Here is a 25,632-nt window from a genome sequence, read left to right on the forward strand (position 1 = left end):
CCTAGAAGGGCAGCTCGTCGTCCATTTCGCTGGACTCCGGGAGCGGCGGGAGCGGCTCGGGCATGGGGTCCGCACCGTCGTCTTCGGCTCGCTCCAGACGCCAGGCTTTGACGTCGGTGTACCAGCGGCCGTTGTACTCACGGCTGGAAAGGTCGATCGAGGCCGTCACGCGCTCGCCCTGCTTGAGGGCAAACCGATCGATGTTGTCGCCCCAGACGGTGATACACACCTTGCGGGGATATTCGCCGGGGATCTCGAGCACGAAGTCCTGCTTGCGCCACTGTCCGCGTTGGCTGGTACCGGACTGTTCTTCGAGAATCTGATCTACCGTACCGGTGAGCTTGAGGTCCACAGCAAATGGGTCTGTTGATGGGGGTGGATCACACGATGTCGCATGCGGGCCGGTTTCCCCTGTCGCTCCCGGGTTTCCCGAAGGACCCACGAAAAAGGCCCCACCCGGCGAACCGGGCGGGGCCTCCTGACAGGGCATCCGCGGGCCAGCACATCCGCACGCCCGCATATCCGCAGGCCGGGTACTATTCCTCCGTCTCGAGCTGGCGAAGCACCTCAGCCAACCGGACGCGGATGTTGTCCACGTGGCTGGATCGGCCGGCGGCCAGGCTGGCCAGCGAACGGCGCTCCAGCTCGGCGGCGATTTCAGCGCGCATGGCCTCATCGCCCGTATCCACGGCCGCGTACAGCCCCTGGGCGTCGGAGTCGCCGGCACGAACGAGTTGGTCGATGTAGGCTTTTGCCACGACCGGGTGCGCGGGCCATTCCACACGCGGCTGCTCCTGCGCATTGAAGTCGCGCATGGAGACCAGCTTGGCGGCTTCGATTTCGTTGACCGTCAGGTGCTCGCTCGGCTCCAGCTGGAAAATGTCGAAGCCACGGGCAATCTCGGCACCAAAGAGGTAGCCGTTGTGCCAGTAGGTACTCCAGTAGCCCCCGGAAATCATGGTGGAGTCGTTCACGGGACCACGGTCGAAGAAGCCAATCTCAAACGCGTTCTCAGGGTCGGTGAAGTCGAAGATCGACATGCCGCCCTGGTACCACGCCTGGGCCTTGATGTCACGGCCGGGCACGGGAATGATCGAGCCGTTGTGGGCCACGCAGTTCTCCAGCGTGGTCTGGGGCACGGGCAGTTTGTAGTAGCCGCGGAGTTTGAGTTTGCCGTCTTCCAGGTCGAAAATGGCATTGGCGCCCCAGGTCTGCGGATCGTTTTCGGTGCAGCGGGGTGCGCCGCCACCGCCCCACTCATCCGTAAAGATGATGGTGGTGCCGTCATTGTTGAACGTGGCCGAGTGCCAGTACGCAAAGTTGGGGTCTACGACCTGCTCCACGCGAACCGGGTTGGCCGGGTCTGTGATGTCCAGCAGGATGCCGTTGCCCGAGCACGCGCCCGCGGCCAGTCCAACCGCCGGATATGCCGTGATGTCGTGGCACTGGTTGGTGCGCCGCGAAGACTGGGTGCCCGGACCATGGTCGCCACCCTGCCAGAGACCACCGATGTTGCCTTCGGACTCAAAGATGCGGGGCATGTTGACGATCTCGGCAGCGGCCGGATTGGCCATCGGCACCTTGATGACTTCGATGCGGAAGTAGGAGGTATTGGGATCTTCGTCGGGATCGGTAGCCGATGAGCAGCCCGGCAGCTCCTCCGTAGGCCGTACACGGCTGGTGCCCTGCACGTAGACGTACACATTTGCGTCGTCGTTCGGGTCGGAGACTACCGTATGGGTGTGCGACCCGCGACATGTCTGCACGGCCGCCACCTGGCGCGGGGTGCGGATGTCCTGGATATCAAAGATGCGCACACCGCGGAAGCGCTCGTCGCTCACCACGTCCTGAACGCCCTGTGTGCCGCAATCAAGGCGGCCGCGGGTCTCCTGAACGGACATGAACAGGAGATTCTTGTAGACGGACACGTCGCCCTGACCGCCTGGGCAGACCACCGAGGTCAACAGCGAAGGTTCGTTGGGGCTGGACACATCATAGATGTTGAAGCCTCTGTAGTTGCCGACAAATGCGTAGTCGCCCTGGAAGGCGAGGTCGGTGTTGGAAACGCTGCCACCGGTCAGCTGCGCGTCCTGGAATCCTTCAGGCTTCGGCATGGTGGCCAGCAGGGTGACTCCCATCGCAGCTTCGCCGGCATCATACAGGCCGGGCTTCAGTCCGATACGGGGGTCATTCTCGTCCCAGTCCCAAAGTTTCTCCTTGGGAGGCTCCGGCAAGTTGGGTGGAGCATCCTGCGCGAACAGCGAAGGCGAAAGGCCGGCCGTCACGGCAATGGTCAGAACGGTGAGTAATGCTCGTTTCATGTCTGGCTGTGGTTAGGGGATCGTTCTTCAGCGCAGGTTGGCCAACATCTGGCGCATGCGCTGGATTTCCATGGTCTGGTCCTCTTCGACCGCGTCGGCGAAGCGGAAAATGTCGGTTTCCTGGGCGGCGCCCTCCGAGGCGAGCAGTTCACCGACCATGATGATGGCGCCCTGGTGATGCTGGATCATGTATTCCAGCCAGAGCCGGTAGAACTCGTCGCCGGATGCGTCTTCAAGCTCCTTCATCTGTGCGAGGGACAGCATGCCCGGCATCGCCTCTGCATGGCCGTGCATCATGTGATGCGCGGTGGACTCAGGCACCTGCTCATCACGGTCCCGGAGCCACTTCTGCATGAGTTCGATCTCCGATTTCTGGGAGATCTCCATGCGACGGCCCATGAGAATCAGATCCTGTCGTTCGGTGCGATCAGCAATGAGCGCGGTCATGTCGAGTGCCTGGGCGTGATGGCCGATCATGCCCTGCATGAAGGCTACGTCAGCCTCGGTGTAGGGCATGGGCCGGGCCGTCAACAAGCTCTCATTGAGCGGCCGGGATCCCTCGCCGGGAGCACCGGGCTGGACCACACGCGGCGATTCGCCAGGAGCACCGGGCTGGACCACCCGGGCACCGCCTTCAGGCGCAACATTCCCAGACGGTTCAGAGGTCGGTTGCTGGGCACTTCTTGTGCCGGTGCAGCCCGTCAGCGTCAGGCCGGCAAGTATCACTGCGTACACGAAACGCGGCATTCGAGAGGGGGACAGGTTGTTCAATCTTTCAGGCAGAGCGCGTCGTAACTCCGCCCGGGAGTTGCAGTTTCGTCTGGCACGGGGCACTATGGCGGCCGACAGACCACCTCTGGTTTCTCCCATGAAACGAGTCCGACTAAGCGAAAAATTTGCCCAGTTCGATGATCAATGGAGTCCGCGCATCGTAGCCGCGCTGAACGGGCAGCACGTCAAGTTGGCGAAGATCGAGGGCGCCTTCGTCTGGCACTGCCATCCTGACGCGGATGAGCTGTTCCTGGTGGTCCGGGGTGCGATGGAGATGCATCTCAGAGACGGTGTGGTGCACCTGGAGGCCGGTGACCTCTTTGTGGTGCCCCGCGGCACGGAGCACCGCCCCGTTGCCGAGCGGGAAGCCGAGATCCTGCTGGTCGAACCCGCCGGAACGGTCAATACAGGCACGGCCGGCGGAGACCGCACGGTGAACGACCCTGCCTGGATCTAGGTGTGAACCTCGGCGGGCTCTTCCTCCGCGGGCAGGTCGAATCGGAACGTTGTGCCCTCACCCAGGGTGCTCTCAACCTTCAGGCGTGATCCGTGGCGGCCGACCATGTCCTGACTCAGGATCAGACCGAGGCCGGATCCTCGCTCGCGGTTCGTTCCGGGCGTGGAAAAGGCCGTGTCGATTCGGAAGAGCCTTTCGATGTCCTCGGGCGCCATACCCACGCCCGTATCCGATACCGCCACGTGCACCCGACCGTTGGACCGGCTGGCCGATAGCCTGACGCGGCCGCCATCGGAAGTGAACTTCAGCCCGTTCGAGAGCAGATTCAGGGTAATGCTGCTCAGCATGTTCGGGTCGGCCCAGGCCACCACATCTTGCTCGACCTCCACCTCCAGCGCGACCCCTTTCTCCTCCGCACCGGGTCCAAGTACAGCGACAAGTCGCCTGGCCGTGTCATGCACATTGACCCGCTCCGGTCGGTGTTCCAACACGCCGGTCTGCAGGCGGGCCCAACTGAGCAGGTTGTCCATGAGATCGGCAAGGTTGCTGCTGGCCGTGACCATATGGGCGATGAACTCCCGGATGGCCTCACGCTGGTAGCTGTCGAAGTCGTTCCGCAAGGCGGTGGCCAGGGTTTGCACCGCCGCCAGGGGCGAGCGAAGGTCGTGGGAGATGATCGAAAAGAAGCGGTCCTTTGTATCGTTCGCCTCCTTCAGCTGACGAGCCTTCTCCTCCAGCTCGACCTCCGCCTGGAGGCGCCATTCGATCTCGTCGAGCAGCTTGACGTTGGCTTCCGAGAGCGCATCGCGGGACTCCCTCAGAACACGGGTCCAGTGCATCATGGTGTGATAGCCGAACACGCCGGTCGCCCCAATCAGCAGGAGCGTCACCCAGTGGACGAGGGAAAGGCCCTCGAACGCCTCCGAGATCTTCTCCAGGAACACCGGATCCTGTGCCGAAAGCGTCTCCATGGCCGCATCCAGGCGGGCCAGGCTGAAGTTGCGAACCAGAATGACGTAGCCGAACAGCGCCCCGATGATGACGCCGAACGCCAGACGCAACCTGGTTGAGGACAGCGCATCCTGCAACTCCCGGCCCAGTCCGTTGCGAGCCTTCCAGTCTTCGACTCTCGGTCCGAGCAGGGCAAAGAGGGGCGCGTTGAAGAGCATGGTCTGCAGGAAACCGCCCAGCCACCAGCCCTGCCATACAGGGAAGAGGTCATTGAGGCCAACGTTGTTCGTATAGCCCCAGACAAAGGACCCTGCCGAGCCTACCAGGCTCGCGGCGAACGCGGTCAGCGTGAAGAAAGCAAGCGAGGAGGCAGACCTCAGGTCCGTCCGGACCGGAACGGCCCGGTAGGCCATGAAAAAGACCCCCAGGCCCAGGGGGTTGGCAAAGGCAAACAGGAACGTCCAGCCCAGGGGCACTCCGCCCACCAGAGCGACAATGGCCGTGGAGAGATAGGCCGGAATCGCCGCCCAGAAATAACCCAACCAGATCACGCATGCTGTCGCGAACAGCATCGGGATGTAGACCGTGACGAATACCTCGCCGCCTGCGAGCGGGATGCCGGTCCACTCCAGGAGTCGGGTAATGACTCCAGAGGGCACGAAAACGACCGCAAGCACCAACCAAACGACGGCCACGCGGCGAGCGGCCGGAGACACCTCGGTCAGGGTGCCCGGAAAAGGAAGCGGCCGGTAGGATCGGGCAACGTCCTGGCCCGCCGCACCGTCAGCTTTCGGAGCGATTGTCTTCAGGTGGGTCGGAATACGAAGCGCTGGTTCGCTAAACCTTCACACGGTTCCACGAAGGGCGCGCGCCGATGATCCGACCACCGAAAAAAAGCCTGCTCGCCTCATTCAAGGGCCACTCAGCGCGTCCTTTTCCGGACTAAGCGCCCTGCAACTCGGCGGCCACCGCCTGAACTTCATCCAGCACCCGCAGCAGATTGCCACTCCAGAGTTTCCCGATCTCCTCCTCGGTATAGCCCCGGCGCACGAGTTCGAGCGTGACGTTGAACGTCTCGGACGCGTCGTTCCATCCCTTGACGCCGCCACCCCCATCGAAGTCGGAGGAGATGCCCACATGGTCGACGCCGATGGTTTCGACCAGATAGTCAATGTGGTCCACGAAGTCGGACACATCGACCGGCGCGGCATCGACGCTCTCCATACGCTCCTCCGCCGCCTCCATCACCGGCGCGACGCGAGCCATATACGCCTCCCGGTCCGCCGCAGGCATCGTGAACAGCGCTCGCCGTTCGACAATCAGCTCGATGCCCATCTCCTCTGCGACGACCGCGCGCACGGAGTCTGCTGCCAGTCGATACAGCCGGTCCTTCTCGGAGTCCACATAGCTGCGAAATGCAACGGTGTGAATGACACCTCCATTCTCCTTGAGGGCCATCAGCTGCTCATCGTCCATATTCCTGCTCACTCCGCTGAGTGCTCTGGCCGATGAGTGCGAAGCCATCACGGGAGCGACGGACAGACGCATGGTCTCCATGTTCGCTTCCTTCGAGGGGTGAGACAGGTCGATCATGATGCCGACCCGGTTCATCTCGGCAACCGCTTCGCGGCCGAGATCGCTCAGGCCGTTGTGCAACCAGACGTCGTCGCGCTCTCCGGTGTTTGAGTCGGAAAGCTGACTGTGTCCGTTGTGAGCCAGGGACATGTACCGGGCACCACGCTCCTGGAATTCTTCGATGCGGCTCAGGTCCGTGCCCACCGGATAGGCATTCTCGACCCCGATCATGGCCACCAGCTTGCCTTCTCCGGCGATGCGTCGAACGTCATCGCTGGTGTACGCAAGTTCAATCTGCTCCGGAGCTTTCTCCTCGGCCAGCCAATGGATGGCGTCGAATTTCGAGATCGCGTTCTCATACGCGGCCGCGTAGCCCTCCTCCGAGAGCTCTCCCTGGCCCGTATAGACGATGAACCACGCCACGTCCAGTCCACCCTCTCGCATCTTGGGCAGGGTTACCTGGGTCTCCAGGTCCATCGTGTAGTTGCGCTCCTCGGTGAAGTTGCGCACGTTGATGTCGTCGTGCGTGTCGAGCGTGATGACACGCTCGTGAATGCCGCGGGCACGCTCGACCAGCGCGTCTTCAGATTCTGGGTTTTCGGATCCGGAGCAGGAGGTCAGTACGAGAGCAAGCGCCAGCAGCGCCAGCGACTGAACGCGACAAGAGGGGTTCATCACGAAATCGTCGGCAGGGGAAACGGGACGGAACCCGAAAGGTACAGTGAGACTCTTGACCCCGCACTGTTGACTTTCCGATTGCAATGATGCCTTTCAAGCCCCTCGCTGCGTTGTGCCTGATTCTGCTGCTCGCGACGTCTGCCTGCGCACAGGATCTGACCGACCCAGAGTTTTTGAGCGCCCGCCCGGTATTTGACGATGGGCAGGCCCAGGTCGTCGACGCGTTCGCCGATTCGGATACCTGGATTCGGGAGCAACTCTGGGTAGAAACCGAGTTCGACTCGGACGGTGACGGCACGCTGGACCGGGTGCACGTATCGGTGGTCCGACAGGCCCAGACCGATCTGAGTGACCTGCGGGTGCCGGTGATCTACGGGTCGAGCCCCTACTACTCGGGCACCTCGAACGACTACGACAACTTCTGGGACGTGCGGCACGAGTTGGGCGCCGAGCCGCCGGCCCGCACGCCCCTGCGAACACCGCAGCTCCGCACGCGGGACGGGATTTCCAACGGGTACGTGGAGGACTGGCTGCCGCGCGGCTTTGCCGTCGTGCACTCCGAATCACCGGGCACCGGTCTGTCTCAGGGCTGCCCCACGGTCGGTGGATTGAACGAATCGCTCGCGCCCAAGGCGGTGATTGACTGGCTCAACGGTCGCGCGAAAGGCTTCACGGCGCCGGTTGGGGGCGATGAGGTGGTTGCCGATTGGACAACCGGAAAGGTGGGCATGACGGGTACGTCGTACAACGGCACGCTGCCTCTGGCGGCCGCCACAACCGGCGTGGCGGGCCTGGAAGCAATCATCCCGGTGGCACCCAACACCTCTTACTACCACTACTACCGGTCCAACGGCCTGGTACGGCACCCGGGAGGCTACCTCGGCGAGGACATCGACGTGCTCTACGACTTCATCCACAGCCGGGACTCGGACCGCCGTGAGTACTGCGACGCAACCATTCGGGACGGTCTGTACGCTGAGAACCAGGATCGGGTGACAGGGGACTACAATGACTTCTGGGCCGGCAGAGACTACCTGAACGTCATCGACAACGTGCGGGCCGCCACGCTCATGGCGCACGCGTTCAACGACTGGAACGTCATGCCCGAGCACAGTGTGCGCATTGTGGAGGCGCTCAAGGAGCGCGGCGTGCCGGTGCAGCAGTACTACCACCAGGGAGGCCACGGCGGCCCCCCGCCCATGGCCATGATGAACCGCTGGTTCACTCGCTATCTGTACGATGTGCAGAACGGCGTCGAGCAGGATCCGAAAGCGTGGATCGTGCGCCAGGGGAACGACCGTCTGGAGCCGACTCCCTACGAGGACTATCCCAATCCGGAGGCGTCCCCCGTTTCCCTCTACCCCAATGCGGGCGGCCAGAGCATCGGCACGCTGACCTTGACGGCTCCAGGGGCCCAGGGGGTCGAAAGCCTGATTGACAATGTGTCCTTCGATGGGCAGGCCCTGGCTCGCGCCGAGTGGACGGAGCACAGACTGCTGTATGTCACTCCGGAACTGTCACAGGACGCCCACATCTCCGGCACCGCGTCCATCACCGTCAAGGTGGCCGCAGACAAGCCAGCGGCCAACCTCTCGATCTGGCTGGTGTCGCTGCCGTGGACCGAGGGAGGCCGCGCCAAGGGAGGCATCATCACCCGTGGATGGGCTGACCCACAGAATACCTCGCTTCGGGAGAGCTCTCCGCTCGTGCCGGGTGAGTACCGGGAGCTGACGTTTGATCTCCAGCCGGATGACCAGGTGATTCCGGCCGGACAACAGATCGGTTTGATGATCATGTCCAGCGACCGCGACTATACGCTGTGGCCCGAGCCGGGCACGTCGCTCTCCGTCGATCTCGACGCAACGAGTTTGTCGCTTCCGGTTGTCGGCGGCATGCTTTCGTTCAAGAACCCGGAGGGCACCAACTGATGGTGGCCGTTACCTCTACCATGCTGGCGCTCGGGACCCAGGCGCCGGACTTCCATCTCCCGGATACCAACGGCGACTGGCATCGCATGTCCCAGGCTGTCGGAGCACCGACGGTGGTCATGTTCATCTGCAATCATTGTCCGTTCGTGAAGCTGGTGGTAGACGAACTGGCCGCACTCGCTCGCGACTACGCCGCCCGGGGCGTCAGATTCTTTGCCATCAGCAGCAACGACATCGAGGCCTACCCGCAGGACGGCCCGGAGGCCATGAAAGCCGAAGCCGAGCGGCGCGGCTACACGTTCCCATATTTGCTCGACGAATCGCAGGACGTAGCCAAGAGCTACATGGCAGCCTGCACGCCGGATTTCTTCCTGTTCGACGCGGACCACCGGCTGGTGTACCGGGGGCAGTTGGACGACGCCCGTCCATCCAACGGGGTTCGACCCTCGGGCGCCGACCTGCGGGCCGCAGTCGATGCCGTGTTGGCGGGCAGGAGCCCATCGCCCGATCAAAAACCGGCCATGGGCTGCAACATCAAGTGGAAACCGGGTAACCACCCGAACTACTTCGGAGCATGATGCTGGCGGTCGGCCTTCCGTTTCTGAACGAGATGGTGGCGCTGTTCATCGCCGCCGTTGCCATCGCGTACCTCTGCTACCGGCTGCGGCTGGTGCCGATCGTCGGGTTCCTGATAGCCGGCGTGGTCATCGGGCCCAGTGCGCTTGGACTGGTTGCCAATCAGGAGTTGGTGGATATCCTGGCAGAAGTCGGGGTGATTCTGCTGCTGTTCACCATCGGCATGGAGTTCAGTCTGGAGGCTTTGAGCCGACTTCGGCGTGCCATCCTGGTGGCCGGCGGCCTGCAGGTTACGGTTACCATCGCGGTGGTTGCCGGGATTCTGGCGGCGCTCGGAGTGGGCTGGAATGCGGCCATCTTCACAGGCTGTCTCGTTGCGCTGAGCTCGACCGCGATTGTGCTGGGGCTGCTCAGCGAGCGTGACGAGACCGACACACCGGGAGGACGCATCTCCCTGGCGGTGCTGATCTTCCAGGACCTCGCTATCGTGGTCATGGTGCTGCTTGTCCCGATTCTTGCGGGCCAGGGCGGAGGGCCGAGTGAAGTCGCCATTGTGCTCGGCAAGGCGCTGCTGCTCATCGGCGCTGTGCTGCTGCTGGCCAGACGGGTGGTTCCGTGGATGCTGGAACACATCGCTCATACCCGGCGCCAGGAGATGTTTCTGCTCGCCGTGGTGGCTATCTGTTTCGGGACCACGGCGCTGTCGGCCGTGGCCGGCGTCAGCCTTGCTCTGGGGGCGTTTCTGGCAGGGCTGGTGGTGAGCGAAAGCCGCTATCGGGACCATGCGCTGAGTGAGATACTGCCTCTGCGCACCGTGTTCAATGCGGTGTTCTTTGCGTCGGTCGGCATGCTGCTCGACCTGAGATTCCTCATGGAGCATCCGTTCCTGGTGTTGGCCGCCGCCGGGGCCGTCATTCTGCTGAAGATGCTCATCACCGCCGGCAGCGTGCTGGCGCTGGGTTATCCGACTCGAATTGCCGTGATTGTAGGGGTCGCGCTGGCGCAGGTTGGCGAGTTTTCCTTTGTGCTCGAGCGCGCCGGACGGGAGGTTGGCCTTACACCCGCGGGCATGGGTGACACGGGTGCGCAGACCTTCATTGCAGCCACGGTGCTGCTCATGTTGTTGACGCCCTTCCAGGTCGGGGCGGCTCCGGGAATCGCAAGGCGCCTGACGAGCGATCCGGACGGACGAGGTGAGGCCGCCGACGAGCAGGATCGCCACGAGGACCACGTGGTCGTTGTCGGCTACGGGCACGCCGGCCGGCGCATTGTCAAGGTGCTTGCCGAGCGCCGCATTCCCTATGTGGTCGTCGAAATGAATCCCGAATCGGTGCGGGAAATGGAGGCGGAGGGCATTCCGGTCATTTTCGGGGACGCCTCCCGTCCCCATATCCTGGAAATCGCCGAGATCGAGAAGGCCAAGCTGTGCGTCCTGGTTACGAACGAGCCCAAGCTGTCTGCGCCGATCATCCGGCAGGCTCGCTACATGAATCCGACCCTGCAGATCATCTCCCGCACGCGCTACCTGTCTGACATGGAGTCGCTGCAGGCGGCAGGGGCGGACATCGTGGTGCCCGAAGAGATGGAAACCACGGTGCGCATTTTCTCTCATGTGCTGAGCGCATACATGATTCCGGCCGAAGAGATAGACCGGCAGATCCGCATGCTGAGGGCAGACGACTACGGCGTGATGCGCGGCAGCATTCAGGAGGCACATCTGATGGTGCTGCAGGGCCTGGATGAGGAGGGCATGCACACCCGTGCAGTGGCAGTTCGGGGCGGCGCCCCGGCGGTCGGACTGACGCTCATGGAACTCGCGCTCCGGCAGCGCTACGGCGTTACCGTGCTGGCCGTGCGCAGGGCCGGTCGCACCATCGCCAATCCGGCCGGCATCTTTGCCATCGATGAGGGGGATCGCCTGGTGATGGTGGGCACCGCGGAGCAGTTTCTGGAGTGTGCCGAGCTCTTCCGCGAGCCTGTGGACGCGTAGCTGCTCGAGGCGAACCGCCCGGCTCGGGTCCAGGGGGAGAGCACGTCTCGAAGAGGAGGGATAATCCGTAGGGGATGCCCCTACATCCCGGGTGGGGAAGGTCGGACGATGGGGGTCCGGGTTGTACGGCGCTGTGGGGGCCGCTGGGACCGTAGGCTTCGATAGCCACAAGGCTCATCCCATCGAACCATGATTTACGGTCCTCTGTCCCAACTGCTGGCGCTTGCAGCGCTGCTTCTGCTGCCTACGGAAAGACTGGACATCGATGCAGCTTCCGCGCGCATGGAGGTGTCGGGAACCTCTACCGTGCATGACTGGAGTTGCGCGGTCGAGTCGGTCACTGGTTGGGTGAACACAGACGATTCCGGTGACGTGGCGTCCGGGGCGATCCAGGTCCCTGCCGGTGCCATCGAATGCGGCAAACGCGTCATGAATCGCAAGCTTCGCGATGCGCTGCGGGCAGAGGACCACCCTGTCATCGAGTTCCGCGGTGAGCGGGTGGTACGGCGCGGCGATGCGCTCGCCGTGGAGGGACGGCTCAGCGTGGCCGGTACGACGGCCGAGATGACGGTGCCCGTGGAGGCAGTCCCCGAGCAGTCGGGTTACCGCCTGTCCGGGACCGTCACGCTGAGCCTGGAGGCCCTGAATGTCGACCGGCCGTCGGCAGTCCTTGGAACGATCAAGACGGGCGATGAGGTCACAGTCAGCTTCAGCGTGCTGGCAATACCGGGGAGCGCATCGTGAGGACGGCCCTGCTCATACCCGTGTTGGCCTGCGCGACGATTGCCTCGGCACAGATGCCGGTGGACGTGCTTCCTTCCAGTCGGGCATGGATCGAAGGGTCCGCTTCGGGCCGGAAGTTTGTCTGCCAGGTGGACTCCGTCGCAGGGACCGGGAGCTGGGATAAAACCGTCTCCGGAGAGCTCGCCATCTCGGTCGAGGGCATCGCCTGCGAAAACCGCCGCATGACCGCGGATCTGCGCGACCTGCTCGATGTGACGGCGCATCCCTTCATCGAGTACGAGGTCCTGCGCGCCTGGCCGGAGAGCGATTCCGCCTCCGCCGTGGCCGACGGTTGGCTAACGGTAGCCGGAGCCTCTCGCCAGACTCAGGTCAGCGGCACGCTGGAGCGGGTCAACGCCGAGACAGCCCGTCTGCGCGGATCGGTTGATCTGATGCTGACCGACTTCGGGTTGCAGCCCCCCACCAAATTCTTCGGCCTGATCAAGGTCCGAAACCGGATAACCGTGCGATTTGACATCCAGGCTGCCGTGGGAGCGGCGGCCGTCGAGTCCACGCCTATGAACACCCCAACCAACAGAAACAAGTCATGACACGCGCCAACAAAACCCTGACCACCCTGCTGGCCAGCGCGGCGCTGATGCTAGCGGCCTGGGCGCCAAACAGCGCGATTGCCCAGTCGACCGCAATTCAGTTCAGCCGACCGGCAGGACAGACTGGTCTCCACGTTTTCGAGACCAGCAAGAACGATACGACCCCCTACACACCCCTGGGCCTGTACATCGGGGGTGCGTTCACCCAGCAGTTCCAGTCCCTGACCAACGAGAATTCGGCGCTGCCGAACATCGTGGATGGAGTGGACCAGAACGCCGCTCAGGAGATCGGAGCCGGATTCAACCTGGCGACCGCCAACCTGAATCTGGGCGTTCAGCTCGCAGATGGAATGCGGGTCAACCTGATCACCTACCTGAGCTCCCGGCACCACGCCGAGGCCTGGGTGAAAGGTGGTTATCTGCAGGTGGACAGGTCGCCGTTCGACAATGATGCGCTGGACAGCTTCTTCGAACTGGCCACTGTGCGTGTCGGACACTTCGAGATCAACTACGGAGACGCCCACTTCCGTCGCACAGACAACGGGAACGCCATGCACAACCCGTTTGTCGGCAACTACCTGGTGGAGGCGTTCACCACGGAGATCGGCGGCGAAGTGCTGCTTCAGAAAAACGGCTTGCTCGGCCTGGTCGGCGTGACCGGTGGCGAGATCAAGGGCCGTGTCGAGCGACCGGATGACCGGGCCCTGGCTGTCTACGGCAAGGTCGGCATCGACCGCATGCTCAATGATGACGTGCGGGTTCGACTCACCGGATCCGTCTACAACACCGCCAAGTCCGTTTCCAATACCCTCTACTTCGGCGATCGCGCCGGATCCCGGTATTACAACGTGCTGGGAGGTGGGGACTGGTCGGGCAGGCTGAACCCGGGTCTCAGGGACGATGTGCAGTCCTTCATGATCAACCCGTTTGTGTCAGTGAAGGGCTTCGAGTTCTTCGGCACGTACGAAAGCGCAAACGGCAGCGACAAGGAGTTCACGCAGTTTGCTGCGGAGGGCATCTACCGGTTCGGCGCCGAGGAGAATCTCTATGCCGGAGTGCGCTACAACGAGGTGAGCGGAGAGTTGCTTGGCGACGGCAGCGACGTATCCGTGGACAGGCTGCAGATTGGCGGCGGCTGGTTCGTCACCGGCAACGTGCTACTCAAACTGGAATACGTATCCCAGAACTGGAATGACTATCCGGACGCGAGTGTATTCAGCGGCGGAAGGTTCGACGGGCTCATGGTCGAGGGAGTCGTGGCATTCTAGCCACCCCAACGCCATACTTCCCGCTGAACACGTGTTCGGTACGGGCGCCCTTCCTGTTTGGGGGGAGGGGCGCCCGGCTTTTTTGGAGGCCTCAGGAAATGACGGGCCAGGTGTCGGAGAGCCGATATCCGAGCGGCCACGGATCTTCCGGATCCAGCATCAGCTGGCGGGTGCCGGCAATCCAGGCCCGGCCGGAGACCGCAGGGATGACCGCCGGGCTGTCTCCAACAGTGCTTTCCGCTGCGATGGTGCAGTCAAACGTGGAGTCGATTATCGATCGGGCCACGTACCGGTCGCCGACGTTCATCTCGCCACGCGCATGCATCACGGCCATCCGGGCGGAGCACCCCGTCCCGGTCGGTGAGCGATCAATCTTGCCAGGCCGAATGGCCACGGCGTTGCGTCCCGTCAGCGCACCTTGCACGCGCTCCAGCGGGCCGGTGAACTGGCAAAATGAGAGATGCCTCCATTCCGGATTTTCCGGATGACGGAATCCGAGTTGCTCAGTAGCGGCATCGGCGATGCGAACACCGGTTTCTGCCAGGGCACGGGCCTCCGACGGATCCAGCGCAAACCCCATCGCCCGGGCATCCACCAGGACGAAGGAGTCTCCGCCGTAGGCCGTATCGACCTGCAGCGTGCCGATGCCCTCCACCTCGATGTGTGCGTCCAGCCTGTCTACGAAGCTCGGCACGTTCGTCAAGGTGATTCGCTCCGCCTTTCCGTCCCGGCACTGGGCTCTCACCGTCACCAGGCCGGCCGGTGCCTCCAGTTTGAGCACGGTTTCGGGCTCGGTCATGGGCAGGATGCCTGTGTCGAGCAGCACCGTGGCGACGCAGATGGTGTTTGAGCCAGACATCGGCGGCGTGTCCTCGGGCTCCATGATGATCCAGGCCGCGTCCGCCTCCGGGTGGTGCGGAGGGACCAGCAGATTCACGTGCCTGAAGACTCCGCCGCGCGGCTCATTGAGCACAAACTGGCGAAGTCGGTCGTCGCGGGCGATGAAGGTGCGCTGCTCCCACAGCGACTCACCCGGCGGCGGTGGCACGCCGCCGACAATTACGTCGCCCACTTCACCTTCGGCGTGGCAGCTGACAATGTGGACGACCCGGGTGCTTCTCAAGGGATCAGGCCGTGACGGGGGACTCCAGGAAGTCTTTCACTGCATGCAGGTCCTTCTCCAGAGCGCCGCCGATCATGCGCATGGTGAACGGGACCAGGAGCCTGGAAAGCAGCTTGTGAGGACGGGCATCCATGACGAGGGTGAGCTCGCTGCCTCCGTTTTGGGGCGTCACCGTAAACACCGAATCCCATACCGTGCCGTGAGAATCGGCAACAATCCGGATGTGGTTGGGCGGCTCATATTCGGTCACCTCCAGCACCGTGTCGGCTTCCCGGCCGTTCATCGTCCTGGTCTCCCGGAAGCGCAGTCCGACGCCGGATGTGACGTCGGACAGCACCTCTATGCCTGTGATGTCCGGAACGGCTTCGGCAAAGCGGTTGCAGTTGCCAATCACGGCGAACACGGCGTCGGGATCGGCCTGGATGTGGCAGGAGGTAGTCACGGAGGCCATGGCTCAGGCGGTCTGGTGGGACGCGAGTGGCCGCATGGCTAGCTTCACGGGAAGCGAACTACAGGCGGCGCATGCAACTCGGAATCTACACCTTTGCGGAAAACACGCCAGACACTTCCTCGGGATCTGCCCGACCCGCAGAGGAGCGCATGAAAGATCTGCTCGACGAGGTGAAGCTCGCTGACGAGGTTGGTCTGGATGTCTACGCCGTAGGTGAGCATCACCGCCCGGAGTACCTGTCCTCCAGCCCGGCTACCTTTCTTGCGGCCGCCGCGGCCGTGACCAATCGCATCCGGCTCTCGAGCGCCGTGACCGTGTTGTCGTCGGACGACCCGGTTCGTGTCTTTCAGCAGTTCGCCACGGTGGACCTGATCTCGGCCGGGCGTACGGAGATCATGGTTGGTCGGGGGTCGTTCATCGAGTCCTTTCCGTTGTTCGGCAACGATTTGCGGGACTACGATGGGCTCTTTGCCGAGAAGCTGGACCTGCTCCTGAAGCTGAGGGCCGAGGAGCGCGTGACGTGGAGCGGTTCGCGCAGGCCAGGACTGGAAGACGCTGGAATCTATCCGCGACCCGTTCAGCAACCGCTGCCAGTCTGGCTGGCTGTGGGCGGCACGCCGGCATCTGTCGTACGGGCCGGAACGCTCGGACTGCCGCTTGCCCTGGCGATCATTGGAGGCAATCCCGCACGATTTGCCGGCATGGCCGGTCTGTATCGGCAGACGCTGAACGAATCGGGCCATGACCCGAGTACTCCACTCAGCCTGAACCTGCACGGTTTCCTGGCCGATAGTGCGGAGCGCGCGGCGGACATAGCCTGGGAGCCATTTTCGATGACCATGAATCGCATCGGCAGGGAACGAGGGTGGCCGCCAGTCTCACGGTCACAGTTCGAAGCTGAAATCGGACCTTCCGGAGCGCTACTCCTTGGAAGTCCCGAGGAGGTGGCGGCGAAGATCGCGCGCCACCACGCACTGTTTCGACACGATCGCACACTCATTCAGCTCAGCGTAGGCTCTGTGCCGAGAGAGGCGATGATGCGGGCCATTGAGCTTCTGGGCACGGTAAAGCCCATCGTCCAGGAAATGATCGACGGTCAGTCCGAAAGCGGACCGCCTGCCAGATAGCGCTCCATGGCGCTGACCCCGACACCGTGATCGGATTCGGAATTCCGCGCCGGGTGGATTCGGTGCGGTCCATGGAGCAGCATGCGCAGGATGGCATCCGGGCGACAGTGCCAGCTGGCCCAGGACAGCGGGCTGTCACCATGCGCGTCCGTCAGCTCAACATTAGCTCCGGCCGCCAGGAGCTGCTGGATCATGGCTGCCGACCCGTATGCCGCCGCACGATGCAGCGGCGACTCTCCTCGTGTGCGCGCGTCTCGCATGAAGCTGCCGGTCTCGATGTCCGGGATCGTGCAGGCGTTGGGATCGGCGCCGTGATTCAGCAGGACGCGCACAACCGGCTCGAACGTGGACCTTCCGGGATGGCAAGTGGCAGCATGCAACGGCGTTTCGGCCGTGTCGGGCAGCGGGTACCTGGGGTCGGCGCCCCGCTCGATCAGAAACTCGCAGAGCTGCCAATGGCCGTGAAATGCCGCCCCGTTCAGATCCAGGTTAGCGCCGAGTGCTGCCAGCTTCGCCCCGGCCTCTGTCAGGCGTCGGACCGCCGAGACGTCGCCATAGTAGGCGCACCACCTGAGCACGGACGTTCCTTGTTCGTCGACGCTGTCCGGTGAAGCACCTGCTGCAAGGAGGTCCCAGACGAGATCTGTCCGTCCTGCTGCAATACGCCTGATGATGCCCTCGTGTACCATTTGCGATCTGCCTGCGTATTCTGCCAGAATACCCCCATCCGTGAGTGTCTGCAATGTCCCGTCCAGTACTGCACCTGTCCCTGGTTCTCTTGTTTGTGGCTGGCTGCGGCGGAGATGGCAACTCCGGCGTGATCGACGGAATGGATCTCGGCGAAACGCTGGAGCTCGATCTGGCGAATCTCGCGGCAGTTCCAGGCAGCGCGGACACGTGGTCCCTGTACACCGCCCAGGCCGAGGCAGAGCCGGTAGGCACTACCTGGCTTGCCATCGCCGTGGCACCGGCGGCGGCAGGATCCCTGGCGGTGGCTGTGGACGAAGAAGGCGTGCTGGTGCGGTCGCGTCTCTGGGGCATGGAAGACCCGGATGCCGCGTGGGAGAACTACTGGCGACAGTTTGAATACCGCCGTACCCGGGGCCTGCAGCCCGACTCGGTCAGGGTCCCGACGTACCGCGACAGTCTGCTGCTGGGGCACGCCCACATCATGCTGGATGCCAACTACGTGATTCGGCACACCATGGCTGTGACCGGCCGGGATGAGCGCCCCCCGGAGTCGTTCTACCAGTCGGTCGCGATGGCTTTCGATACGGTCTCGACCATGCTTGAGCCCCTGCGCTCACATGTGGGGTCGGCAGCGTTTGACGACTATGCCTCCAAGGCGGGGGAGACCGCAGAGGCCCTGCGTGGGCTTTCGGGTTCCGGCGATCTCAGGGACGCAGTAATGGACTTCCGGCGCCAGAGCTGTGGCTCCTGTCACCGGCTGGAAACACCGCACGGTGAGCTTCGCGACGCCAGCATGACGCAGATGCCGGACCGACTCTGGTATCAGGTGGGACTCGATGTATGGCCGGTCCCGGGCGAGGAGACCGTTTCCCAGGAAGTCGCGGATCTCATCCGGCAGATGATGGAGACGCTGGAGCCCGGCCGCGCTCCTGCCGAATCGTGACGATCAGCATCCAAAGCCCGGAGCTGAACGAGAGGGCATCTGAAACCAGCCCCGGGACGGACCCGACGATCAGGTTGTGCACCAGCCACATGGGAATGCAGGCCACCAGCAGCGCGCGAAAGGGAATGACCTTCAGCTGGTAGCGGCCCAGACTGATCAGGGCCAGCCCGAGGGACGCAAAGAGGGACTCCACGCCCGTCCAGGAGAATGCCATGATCCCGCCGATCACAGGGATCGTAGCCAGGTACAGCAGGCGAAAATTGCTGCGATCGCCCAGGGGTATCGCAAGCAGCGCCTGCAGGCCGGCCGTAGTGAGGAGAAGGGCCGCCGTAGGAGCGCTGATGAGGGCGTAGTGCAGTGCAAACAGGAACGCTCCGAATGCCTGCCCGAGCAGCATCCAGGTGCGGGACCGGAAAAAGGGCCAGCCAACGTTGGCTGCCACTCCGATGAAGCCGATTATGTCGGAGAAGGGAGGCACGGGCGTTGTCGCATCTGATCGTTACCAACGGATTGTCCGGCGTGGAGACCCTGCGGCTCGCGGGGATTCCAGGCGAATTGATGTCCTGGGACGACGTGCTCCACGACGGACCCGTGCGCGGCGCCTTGGCGCCATCGGAGTACCGGAAGTCGCGCGCGCGATTTCTGGGAGGGCTGGCCGGCGCAGACCAAGTCGAAGAGCGCCTGAAGCAGCGGGACGAACGTCTGCATGGCTACACGGGTGTCATCGTCCTTTGGTTCGAGCACGACCTGTATGATCAGCTCCAACTGGCCGAGATCGTCTCGCGGCTGGACCCGGCACGTGAGGTTCTGCTGGTGCCCCAGGACACCTACATAGCGCATTCCCGGGCCGCGGCCCTGCAGCAGTCGTGGACCAACCGGGCACCCCTGTCGCATGATCAGCGCCGCCAGGCCGAAACGGTCTGGCGCACGTTCACATCGGAGCGCCCGGACCTGATCTCGGAGCCCATCGCCCAGGATGCACTGCCCTTCATGCCCAGTGCGCTCCTCCGTTGGTGTGCCATGTTTCCCGACCGCCGGGCGGGGCTGAGTCGCACCGAGCGCCTGGTGCTGGAGCTGTGCGCGAACGGGCCCATGCCGGGTGGGCGATTGTTCGGCAGCACGCAGGCGGCGGAAGAGGCCGTCTTTCGGGGGGATTGGTCCTTCTGGCGGCTTCTGGACGGACTCAAGGGGCTCGTCGTGGCTCAAGGCGACGGTGCGCATCACGAACGGTCGTGGCAGTGCACTGCACTCGGTCTGTCGGTACTGCGTGGGGAGGTTGATCGTCTGGAGGCCGTCGGTCTGGACCGCTGGTTCGGCGGAACCAGAGTGACGCCGCAAAACGACTGGCGCTGGGACGGCGAGCGCTTGCGCCGGGGATGACGAGGCTGGGCCCGAACGGCGGGCTACTTCTTCTTCTTCTTTGGAGGCAGGGTGCTGACGAACGCGTGCGCACGACCCACCCAGACAGCGAGCGCCGCGTCCGTACCGAGCCCGTCAGCGTGCACGTATACCATGCCCTTCATGGGCCTTCCCGTGAAATCCATGGGTCGCGCGTGTTCTTCCGCGAGGCACGCCTCGTGCTGGCCGGACCCACGCGAACCATCAGGTCGCTGCCCACGATGCCCACAAGCATGTGGCCGCGTTCCATCAGGCACAGGCCGCCAAACATCTTGCGTTCGGAGATCTCCGGCGCGTCTCCGACCACGTGCCGAAGCCGGCTTGCGAGGTGCTCGTCATAGGCCATTCTGTCAAATCCTCCGGCCTCCCTGAGGGCCTGTCGGTGCTGGAAGCGTTTCCACCACGAAATGTGGGGGCTCCGGGTGTGGACTAGCTGTGGAAAACCGCCTGTCGATGGACGTTTTGATCGGTTAGCATTTCCGAAACACAGCGTTTACGTCAAAAAACGCTGTTTTCAAACGGTTTATGCTGAATTGAAAATTGGCGATGGTTTCTGGAAGAAAGAAAAGCGGCAGAACAGGCCGAAAACGGCAATGTGGACAAACTGTGGATTGGACCCGTGCGGCGACCCTCACTCGGGGTGATCCGTAGGGACTGCCGAAGCCTTCAAACCGGGGTCACGCTGAATCAAACGCGCTGAATCATGGAGCCGGATCTGACCTACGAACCTGACTTCCTGGATCAGGCGTCGGCACTCCGCTACCAGGATACTCTGACCCGCACGATCCCCTGGGAACAGCACCAAGTGCGACTTTTTGGGAAGTGGATAGACACGCCGCGCCGTTCTGCGTGGTTCGGGGATCCGGGAGTTCGTTATGGGTATTCCGGGCAGGTCTACGATCCTCATCCCTGGACGGCTGAAGTGGCTCAACTGCGGGCGGCCGTGGAATCCGCGAGCGGAGCGCGGTTCAACTCCGTGCTGCTGAATCTCTACCGCACGGGTCAGGACTCGATGGGTTGGCACGCGGACGACGAGGCCGAACTCGGTGAGCGCCCTGTTATCGCCTCGCTGAGTCTGGGGGCCACCCGCAGAATGCGGTTTCGGCTCAAGGAGAATCACCGCGTAACTCACGCCGTGGATCTCGCGTCCGGGTCCCTTCTCATCATGGGGCCTGACGTGCAGGCGGCATGGCAGCATGCCCTGCCCAAAACGAAGCGCGTGAGTCAGCCGCGCATCAATCTGACATTTCGCCTGGTCGGACCGCGCGGCTGACGGCAGTCGCGGAGCGGTCTCGAGGTGTGGTACGTCGGCCCGTACCCGGTCATTGAGCTTGCCCTGGCGCTCGGCGGTCCGGGTTCGCTCGAGGCCGATTTCCGTACCCTCGCGTCAGGAGAGCACCTTCTCAAACTTGGGGATGTCTTCCAGCACGGATCCGGTGCCCCGCACAACTGCGGTCAGCGGGTCCTCGGCCACATAGACAGGCAGGTCCACGCGCCCCTTGATCAGCCCGTCCAGCCCCTTCAGCATGGCCCCACCGCCGGTCAGCATGATGCCCCGCTCCAGGATGTCGGAACCGAGCTCGGGCGGCGTGCGCTCCAGGCAGCGGATGACCGCGGCGGCAATTTGCGACACAGGCTCACGAAGCGCCTCACGCACGTCTTCTGAGGAGATGGTCCGGATCTTCGGAATACCGGAGACCAGGTCGCGACCCTTTACGGACAGTTCCAGTTCCGGGTCGAGTTCGATAGCGCTGCCGACCTCAAGCTTGATACGCTCTGCCGTGCGGTGACCGATCAACAGATTGTGATTGCGCTTGAAGTACTGAACGATGGCGTTGTCCAGTTCGTCCCCGCCAACGCGAATGGACTCGTCGATGACGATGCCCGAGAGTGCTATCACCGCGATTTCCGTGGTGCCGCCTCCAATGTCCACAATCATGTTGCCGACGGGCTCGGCGACATTGAGTCCGATTCCGATGGCGGCCGCCATCGGCTCATCAATGAGGTAGACCTGGCGCGCACCTGCATGCTCGGCCGAGTCGCGTACGGCGCGTTTTTCAACCTCTGTGATGCCCGAAGGCACGCACACCACCATGCGGCGGATTGCCGTAAACCAACTGGTCTGGACCTTCCGGATCAGGTGGCGGATCAGCTGCTCGGCGACCTCAAAGTCTGCGATCACGCCGTCCTTCAGCGGACGGATGGTCTCGATGTCGCGGTGCGTGCGCTCGTGCATCTGCTGCGCTTCGGATCCCACCGCAATGATCTTCCGCGTGGACCGGTTGAGCGCGACGATGCTGGGTTCGTTGAGAACGATACCGCGGCCCTTGATATAGATCAGGGTGTTTGCGGTCCCGAGGTCGATCGCTACGTCAGACGCGAAATTGAAGATGGACATCCGGATCCAGTTTCCGGGGGACTAGCGGGCCCATTTGGGGCTGCAAGACCGCCGAGGCGAGCAAGATTTCGGCCGCGAGTGGCCGATGGCCGAGGCGTCGAGATGCAGGGAACTCGAAGCCCGTATAATACACACGCGTCCAACGCTGTTAAACGCTGAAAAGGCGAGAAATCGCGTGAAAACCAGCCGAAACGTGCCTTTTTCCGATGACGACGCCGTTCTGCAGCCGGCGTTCTCCTGGTTCGATGCGCGCGGTTGGACTCCGTTCCCATTCCAGCAGGAGGTATGGCGCAAATACCTGGCAGGCGAAAGCGGACTGATCCATGCCGCGACGGGATACGGCAAGACGTATGCGGCATGGTTCGGGCCCCTGCTGAAGGCGCTTCGGGACGGCGATGAGGGTGGAGGCGGCATTCGGGTCCTGTGGATCACCCCCCTCCGGGCGCTTGTCAACGACACGATGAAATCGCTGCAGGCACCGCTGGATGACCTTGAAATTCCCTGGCGAGTGGAGCGTCGCACAGGGGATACCTCCGCGGACACCAAGTCCCGTCAGCGGGATCGCTTGCCGGAGGTGCTGGTGACGACCCCGGAGAGCCTGTCGCTGCTGCTGACGTACGCGAACCTCAAGGACGAATTCGCCTCGCTCGAGGCCGTGATCGTTGATGAGTGGCACGAGTTGCTCGGTAGCAAACGAGGCAGTCAGGCGGAGCTTTGCCTGGCACGACTTCGGCGTTGGTGCCCGGCCGTGCGGCTCTGGGGCGTCTCCGCCACAATCTCCAATCTCGACGAGGCTCTTCGGGTGCTGGTGGGCACCGAGCGAGCCGGCACGGGGGCGGTGGTCAGAGGCCGGGAATCCAAGAAAGTGGTGGTCGATGCCCTCCTGCCCGCCCAGGTAGAGCGTTTTCAGTGGACGGGTCATGTAGGCAAAAACATGGCGGGTGCCGTCGCAGACCAGATCGACGAGGTCAGCACCTCGCTGGTGTTTACCAATACCCGGTCGAACGCCGAAATCTGGTACCACGAGTTGCTTGCCCGGCGTCCGGAGTGGGCGGGCCGGATTGCCGTACACCACGGCTCCATCGATCGAAAGACACGGCGATGGATCGAGCGCTCGCTTTCCGAGGGTGCCCTGCGCTGTGTCGTCTGCACATCCAGCCTGGACCTGGGAGTAGACTTCTCCCCGGTGGAACGGGTGTTTCAAGTTGGCAGTCCCAAGAGTGTTGCCCGCATCCTGCAGCGCGCCGGTCGAAGTGGTCACCAGCCTGGAGCTGTCTCCCGCATCACCTGTGTGCCCACGCACGCGCTGGAGCTGGTCGAATTCGCCGCTGCCCGGCAGGCCGCGGAGGCCATGCAGGTAGAGCCCCGCGAGCCCATCGAAAAGCCGTACGATGTGCTTGTGCAGCACATGGTTACCGTAGCAATCGGCGGAGGTTTTCGCCCGTCCGAGTTCTTGGAGGAGGTGCGGGATGCCTGGAGCTTCCGCACGCTGGACGACGAGGAGTGGAGTTGGGCGCTTGACTTCTGCACCACCGGCGGGGCCTCACTTCGGGCCTACGAGCACTATCGGCGGGTGGTGGATTTCGAGGGCACGATGGTATGCGCGTCCAACGAATTGGCGCGACGGCATCGCATGTCCATCGGCACCATCGCCTCCGATACGTCGATCGGAGTCTACTTCCGCAACGGGCACAAGCTGGGCACCGTGGAGGAGTCCTTTGTCAGCCGCATGAAGGAGGGCGATGTGTTCTTCTTCGCCGGCCGCGTTCTGGAGTTCGTGCGTATCCGAGAGCTCAAAGCTTATGTGCGACCGGGCCGCGCATCGAAAGGCGCCGTTCCGCGATGGCAAGGCGGGCGCATGCCGTTGTCAGGCGAGATGAGTGCGGCCATGCGGCGCATGTACGACGCGGCCGGCAGAGGGCATATGGATGCGGTCGAAATGGACGCGCTGCAGCCGATTCTGGAGCTGCAGGCTGCCTGGTCCGTGGTGCCGCGCGAAGGAGACCTGCTTCTGGAGCGCGTGCATACCCGGGACGGTCACCACCTCTTCCTGTATCCCTTTGAGGGGCGCACGGTACACGAAGGTCTGGCCGCGCTCATTGCCTGGCGCATGGCGCGCATCTCCCCGATCACCGTAACGATGTCGTACAACGACTACGGGATCGAATTCCTGTCCGCCGAGCCGGCTCCGTTGGAGCGCGCCCTGGAGGAAGGGTTGTTTGAGCCTGAGAATCTGATCGAGGACATCGAGTCCAGCATCAATGCTGCCGAAATGGCCCGCAGGCAGTTTCGGGGCATCGCCCGGGTGGCGGGGCTGGTCTTCTCAGGGTACCCCGGAAGGAGCAAGGGAGCGGCCCAGATTCAGGCATCCAGCAGCTTGTTGTTCGATGTCTTTGTCCGGCATGATCCGGACAACTTGCTGATCAAACAGGCCCGTCGCCAGGTGCGGGAAGAGCAGTTGGAGCAGAAGCGACTGGAGGCGACGCTCGAGCGGATCCGGACCGCACGCCTGGTGGTAGTGGATGTGCCCAAGGTGAGTCCGCTGGCATTTCCCATTCTCGTGGACCGTCTCGGGCAACGCCTCACCACCGAACGCCTGAGTACCCGCATCCGGCGCATGCAGCAGCAACTGGAGCTCGCGGCTGACGACACCCTGTCACAAGCATGAACCTCGAGAACGCCGCCGTCATTGAGTTCGGCGGGGCACGTCTGGCGCTGCTTCCGGAGCGAGCGGTCGTCAATCTGGACTCCGGAGAGCTGTATCTGGCCGACTTGCATGTCGGGAAGAGTGCGACGTTTCGAGCGAATGCGATCCCCATTCCCGAAGGTGACACCCGGGCTGATCTCGACCGCCTGCACCGGGCTATCCAACGAACGGGCGTTCGGAGGGTGGTGATTCTCGGCGATTTCCTGCACGCGCCGGCGTCGCACCTTGACGAAGTCTGGCCGGCCTGGCGACAGGCCCATACGGAATTGGAGGTTGTGGTTGTTCGCGGCAACCATGATGCCTGGGCCGGCGATCCTCGCCCGGAGTGGCAGGTGGAACTGGTGGATGCGCCCCTGGTCCGCGGCGAGCTGGCCTTACGGCACGAGCCCATTGTCGATCCGGCGCGGTTTGTCCTGGCCGGTCATGTGCATCCGGCCATTCGGCTGCGCGGGTCAGGGCGTGACCGTCTGTCCCTTCCGTGTTTTCATGTGGCGAACAGGCTGTTGACACTGCCTGCGTTCACTCGATTCTCAGGCGGATACGGGGTCAGGGCGCGGGCCGGAGACCGGGTGTTCGCGATTGCAGAAGAGGCCGTGATGGACGTGACGGCGCTGGCGGCCTGAGCCCCTCGTGGGGGGCTTGCCGCTACTCCATCGCCCGAAAAAAGCAGGCAAAAAGAAAACCCGGCCTTACGGGGCCGGGCTCTCTTTCGGCGTCACCACGTTGCGGCTTTACGGAGCCACGCGGCGGGACGCGGTGTTCTGGCAGCCAGCCTGAGTCCAAACAACGGGCCAAGGCAGTTTTATGTCTGCCGGGCCCCTCAGGCGGTAAAAAAGGCGATCCAGGTGGGAAAGTCCGACGCGCGAACGGAAAAACCGTCCAGAGGGGGGCACGTGCCGATTCAGGTCGTCAGGCGAGCCCCGAAGACAGGGACCTCCAGGTGCAC

Annotated in this window: 24 protein-coding genes; 13 read left to right on the forward strand and 11 right to left on the reverse strand. The window is 63.4% G+C overall.

Annotated features, from left to right (window positions below; all coding sequences use genetic code 11):
* Window position 1 precedes the first annotated feature (1 nt).
* From JJ896_06640 to JJ896_06650, 3 genes are all read right to left on the reverse strand, one after another.
* Window positions 2–352 carry a DUF3127 domain-containing protein gene (locus JJ896_06640; GenBank protein MBO6779313.1) on the reverse strand — a complete coding sequence of 117 codons (351 nt, stop codon included), beginning with the start codon at window positions 350–352 and terminating at the stop codon, window positions 2–4.
* Between the two features lie 184 nt (window positions 353–536).
* Entirely contained in the window at window positions 537–2,321 is a 1,785-nt protein-coding gene (locus JJ896_06645; GenBank protein MBO6779314.1) for a hypothetical protein, read from the reverse strand.
* 27 nt (window positions 2,322–2,348) lie between these two features.
* Window positions 2,349–3,068, reverse strand: coding sequence for a DUF305 domain-containing protein (locus tag JJ896_06650; GenBank protein ID MBO6779315.1), 720 nt, complete (start codon window positions 3,066–3,068; stop codon window positions 2,349–2,351).
* 121 nt (window positions 3,069–3,189) lie between these two features.
* On the opposite strand from JJ896_06650, the gene JJ896_06655 reads away from it, so the two are divergent.
* The gene (locus JJ896_06655; GenBank protein MBO6779316.1) at window positions 3,190–3,549 is read left to right on the forward strand and encodes a cupin domain-containing protein; all 360 of its coding nucleotides are present in this window, start codon (window positions 3,190–3,192) and stop codon (window positions 3,547–3,549) included.
* Here the strand turns inward: JJ896_06655 and JJ896_06660 are convergent.
* Both JJ896_06660 and JJ896_06665 read right to left on the reverse strand, forming a co-directional pair.
* Entirely contained in the window at window positions 3,546–5,195 is a 1,650-nt protein-coding gene (locus tag JJ896_06660) for a hypothetical protein (protein MBO6779317.1), read from the reverse strand. The two genes, JJ896_06655 and JJ896_06660, sit on opposite strands and share 4 nt — an antisense overlap.
* Window positions 5,196–5,442: 247 nt before the next feature.
* Window positions 5,443–6,750 (reverse strand): dipeptidase, encoded by a 1,308-nt coding sequence (locus JJ896_06665; protein ID MBO6779318.1) that lies wholly within the window; start codon window positions 6,748–6,750, stop codon window positions 5,443–5,445.
* A gap of 86 nt (window positions 6,751–6,836) precedes the next feature.
* Between JJ896_06665 and JJ896_06670 the strand changes: the two genes are divergently transcribed.
* The 6 genes from JJ896_06670 (at window position 6,837) to JJ896_06695 (ending at window position 13,849) form a co-directional block, all read left to right on the forward strand.
* The gene (locus tag JJ896_06670; GenBank protein ID MBO6779319.1) at window positions 6,837–8,681 is read left to right on the forward strand and encodes a Xaa-Pro dipeptidyl-peptidase; all 1,845 of its coding nucleotides are present in this window, start codon (window positions 6,837–6,839) and stop codon (window positions 8,679–8,681) included.
* On the forward strand, window positions 8,681–9,259 hold the full coding sequence (locus JJ896_06675; GenBank protein ID MBO6779320.1) for a thioredoxin family protein: 579 nt from the start codon (window positions 8,681–8,683) through the stop codon (window positions 9,257–9,259). The genes JJ896_06670 and JJ896_06675 overlap by 1 nt, the downstream gene beginning before the upstream one ends.
* The gene (locus JJ896_06680; protein ID MBO6779321.1) at window positions 9,256–11,247 is read left to right on the forward strand and encodes a cation:proton antiporter; all 1,992 of its coding nucleotides are present in this window, start codon (window positions 9,256–9,258) and stop codon (window positions 11,245–11,247) included. Before JJ896_06675 ends, JJ896_06680 begins: the two co-directional genes overlap by 4 nt.
* 189 nt (window positions 11,248–11,436) lie before the next feature.
* A complete protein-coding gene (locus JJ896_06685) occupies window positions 11,437–11,991 on the forward strand; it encodes a YceI family protein (protein MBO6779322.1) in 555 nt (184 codons plus the stop codon).
* Window positions 11,988–12,581 carry a YceI family protein gene (locus tag JJ896_06690; GenBank protein MBO6779323.1) on the forward strand — a complete coding sequence of 198 codons (594 nt, stop codon included), beginning with the start codon at window positions 11,988–11,990 and terminating at the stop codon, window positions 12,579–12,581. Before JJ896_06685 ends, JJ896_06690 begins: the two co-directional genes overlap by 4 nt.
* Complete coding sequence (locus JJ896_06695) at window positions 12,578–13,849, forward strand: hypothetical protein (protein ID MBO6779324.1); 1,272 nt, start codon at window positions 12,578–12,580, stop codon at window positions 13,847–13,849. Before JJ896_06690 ends, JJ896_06695 begins: the two co-directional genes overlap by 4 nt.
* A gap of 91 nt (window positions 13,850–13,940) precedes the next feature.
* Here the strand turns inward: JJ896_06695 and JJ896_06700 are convergent, their stop codons facing one another.
* Entirely contained in the window at window positions 13,941–14,972 is a 1,032-nt protein-coding gene (locus JJ896_06700) for a proline racemase family protein (protein MBO6779325.1), read from the reverse strand.
* A gap of 4 nt (window positions 14,973–14,976) precedes the next feature.
* Entirely contained in the window at window positions 14,977–15,423 is a 447-nt protein-coding gene (locus JJ896_06705; protein MBO6779326.1) for an SRPBCC family protein, read from the reverse strand.
* Window positions 15,424–15,494: 71 nt separating this feature from the next.
* Here JJ896_06705 and JJ896_06710 point away from each other — a divergent pair, with 71 nt between their 5' ends.
* A complete protein-coding gene (locus JJ896_06710) occupies window positions 15,495–16,550 on the forward strand; it encodes an LLM class flavin-dependent oxidoreductase (protein MBO6779327.1) in 1,056 nt (351 codons plus the stop codon).
* On the opposite strand, the gene JJ896_06715 is transcribed toward JJ896_06710, so the two are convergent.
* Entirely contained in the window at window positions 16,520–17,293 is a 774-nt protein-coding gene (locus JJ896_06715; protein ID MBO6779328.1) for an ankyrin repeat domain-containing protein, read from the reverse strand. The two genes, JJ896_06710 and JJ896_06715, sit on opposite strands and share 31 nt — an antisense overlap.
* On the opposite strand from JJ896_06715, the gene JJ896_06720 reads away from it, so the two are divergent.
* The gene (locus JJ896_06720; GenBank protein ID MBO6779329.1) at window positions 17,293–18,183 is read left to right on the forward strand and encodes a hypothetical protein; all 891 of its coding nucleotides are present in this window, start codon (window positions 17,293–17,295) and stop codon (window positions 18,181–18,183) included. The two genes, JJ896_06715 and JJ896_06720, sit on opposite strands and share 1 nt — an antisense overlap.
* Here the strand turns inward: JJ896_06720 and JJ896_06725 are convergent.
* The gene (locus tag JJ896_06725; GenBank protein ID MBO6779330.1) at window positions 18,128–18,661 is read right to left on the reverse strand and encodes a YgjV family protein; all 534 of its coding nucleotides are present in this window, start codon (window positions 18,659–18,661) and stop codon (window positions 18,128–18,130) included. The two genes, JJ896_06720 and JJ896_06725, sit on opposite strands and share 56 nt — an antisense overlap.
* 5 nt (window positions 18,662–18,666) lie before the next feature.
* Between JJ896_06725 and JJ896_06730 the strand changes: the two genes are divergently transcribed.
* Complete coding sequence (locus JJ896_06730; protein MBO6779331.1) at window positions 18,667–19,563, forward strand: hypothetical protein; 897 nt, start codon at window positions 18,667–18,669, stop codon at window positions 19,561–19,563.
* Window positions 19,564–19,702: 139 nt separating this feature from the next.
* On the opposite strand, the gene JJ896_06735 is transcribed toward JJ896_06730, so the two are convergent.
* A complete protein-coding gene (locus tag JJ896_06735) occupies window positions 19,703–19,927 on the reverse strand; it encodes a TfoX/Sxy family protein (protein ID MBO6779332.1) in 225 nt (74 codons plus the stop codon).
* A gap of 357 nt (window positions 19,928–20,284) precedes the next feature.
* On the opposite strand from JJ896_06735, the gene JJ896_06740 reads away from it, so the two are divergent.
* A complete protein-coding gene (locus tag JJ896_06740; GenBank protein ID MBO6779333.1) occupies window positions 20,285–20,854 on the forward strand; it encodes an alpha-ketoglutarate-dependent dioxygenase AlkB in 570 nt (189 codons plus the stop codon).
* A gap of 114 nt (window positions 20,855–20,968) precedes the next feature.
* Here JJ896_06740 and JJ896_06745 read toward each other — a convergent pair whose 3' ends face one another.
* A complete protein-coding gene (locus tag JJ896_06745) occupies window positions 20,969–21,979 on the reverse strand; it encodes a rod shape-determining protein (GenBank protein ID MBO6779334.1) in 1,011 nt (336 codons plus the stop codon).
* Window positions 21,980–22,154: 175 nt separating this feature from the next.
* Between JJ896_06745 and JJ896_06750 the strand changes: the two genes are divergently transcribed.
* A complete protein-coding gene (locus JJ896_06750) occupies window positions 22,155–24,647 on the forward strand; it encodes a ligase-associated DNA damage response DEXH box helicase (GenBank protein ID MBO6779335.1) in 2,493 nt (830 codons plus the stop codon).
* The gene (pdeM, locus tag JJ896_06755) at window positions 24,644–25,309 is read left to right on the forward strand and encodes a ligase-associated DNA damage response endonuclease PdeM (GenBank protein MBO6779336.1); all 666 of its coding nucleotides are present in this window, start codon (window positions 24,644–24,646) and stop codon (window positions 25,307–25,309) included. The genes JJ896_06750 and pdeM overlap by 4 nt, the downstream gene beginning before the upstream one ends.
* The last annotated feature ends 323 nt before the right edge of the window (window positions 25,310–25,632 follow it).

It is taken from the genome of Rhodothermales bacterium, assembly GCA_017643395.1.
Lineage (GTDB): Bacteria > Bacteroidota > Rhodothermia > Rhodothermales > UBA10348 > JABDJZ01.

Excerpts from the sequence above, each read along its gene's own strand:
- JJ896_06645 (MBO6779314.1), bottom strand. The coding sequence starts at position 2,321 with ATGAAACGAGCATTACTCACCGTTCTGACCATTGCCGTGACGGCCGGC.
- JJ896_06650 (MBO6779315.1), bottom strand. The coding sequence starts at position 3,068 with ATGCCGCGTTTCGTGTACGCAGTGATACTTGCCGGCCTGACGCTGACG.
- JJ896_06655 (MBO6779316.1), top strand. The coding sequence starts at position 3,190 with ATGAAACGAGTCCGACTAAGCGAAAAATTTGCCCAGTTCGATGATCAA.
- JJ896_06665 (MBO6779318.1), bottom strand. The coding sequence starts at position 6,750 with ATGAACCCCTCTTGTCGCGTTCAGTCGCTGGCGCTGCTGGCGCTTGCT.
- JJ896_06670 (MBO6779319.1), top strand. The coding sequence starts at position 6,837 with ATGATGCCTTTCAAGCCCCTCGCTGCGTTGTGCCTGATTCTGCTGCTC.
- JJ896_06675 (MBO6779320.1), top strand. The coding sequence starts at position 8,681 with ATGGTGGCCGTTACCTCTACCATGCTGGCGCTCGGGACCCAGGCGCCG.
- JJ896_06680 (MBO6779321.1), top strand. The coding sequence starts at position 9,256 with ATGATGCTGGCGGTCGGCCTTCCGTTTCTGAACGAGATGGTGGCGCTG.
- JJ896_06685 (MBO6779322.1), top strand. The coding sequence starts at position 11,437 with ATGATTTACGGTCCTCTGTCCCAACTGCTGGCGCTTGCAGCGCTGCTT.
- JJ896_06695 (MBO6779324.1), top strand. The coding sequence starts at position 12,578 with ATGACACGCGCCAACAAAACCCTGACCACCCTGCTGGCCAGCGCGGCG.
- JJ896_06705 (MBO6779326.1), bottom strand. The coding sequence starts at position 15,423 with ATGGCCTCCGTGACTACCTCCTGCCACATCCAGGCCGATCCCGACGCC.
- JJ896_06710 (MBO6779327.1), top strand. The coding sequence starts at position 15,495 with ATGCAACTCGGAATCTACACCTTTGCGGAAAACACGCCAGACACTTCC.
- JJ896_06720 (MBO6779329.1), top strand. The coding sequence starts at position 17,293 with ATGTCCCGTCCAGTACTGCACCTGTCCCTGGTTCTCTTGTTTGTGGCT.
- JJ896_06735 (MBO6779332.1), bottom strand. The coding sequence starts at position 19,927 with ATGGCCTATGACGAGCACCTCGCAAGCCGGCTTCGGCACGTGGTCGGA.
- JJ896_06740 (MBO6779333.1), top strand. The coding sequence starts at position 20,285 with ATGGAGCCGGATCTGACCTACGAACCTGACTTCCTGGATCAGGCGTCG.
- JJ896_06745 (MBO6779334.1), bottom strand. The coding sequence starts at position 21,979 with ATGTCCATCTTCAATTTCGCGTCTGACGTAGCGATCGACCTCGGGACC.
- pdeM (MBO6779336.1), top strand. The coding sequence starts at position 24,644 with ATGAACCTCGAGAACGCCGCCGTCATTGAGTTCGGCGGGGCACGTCTG.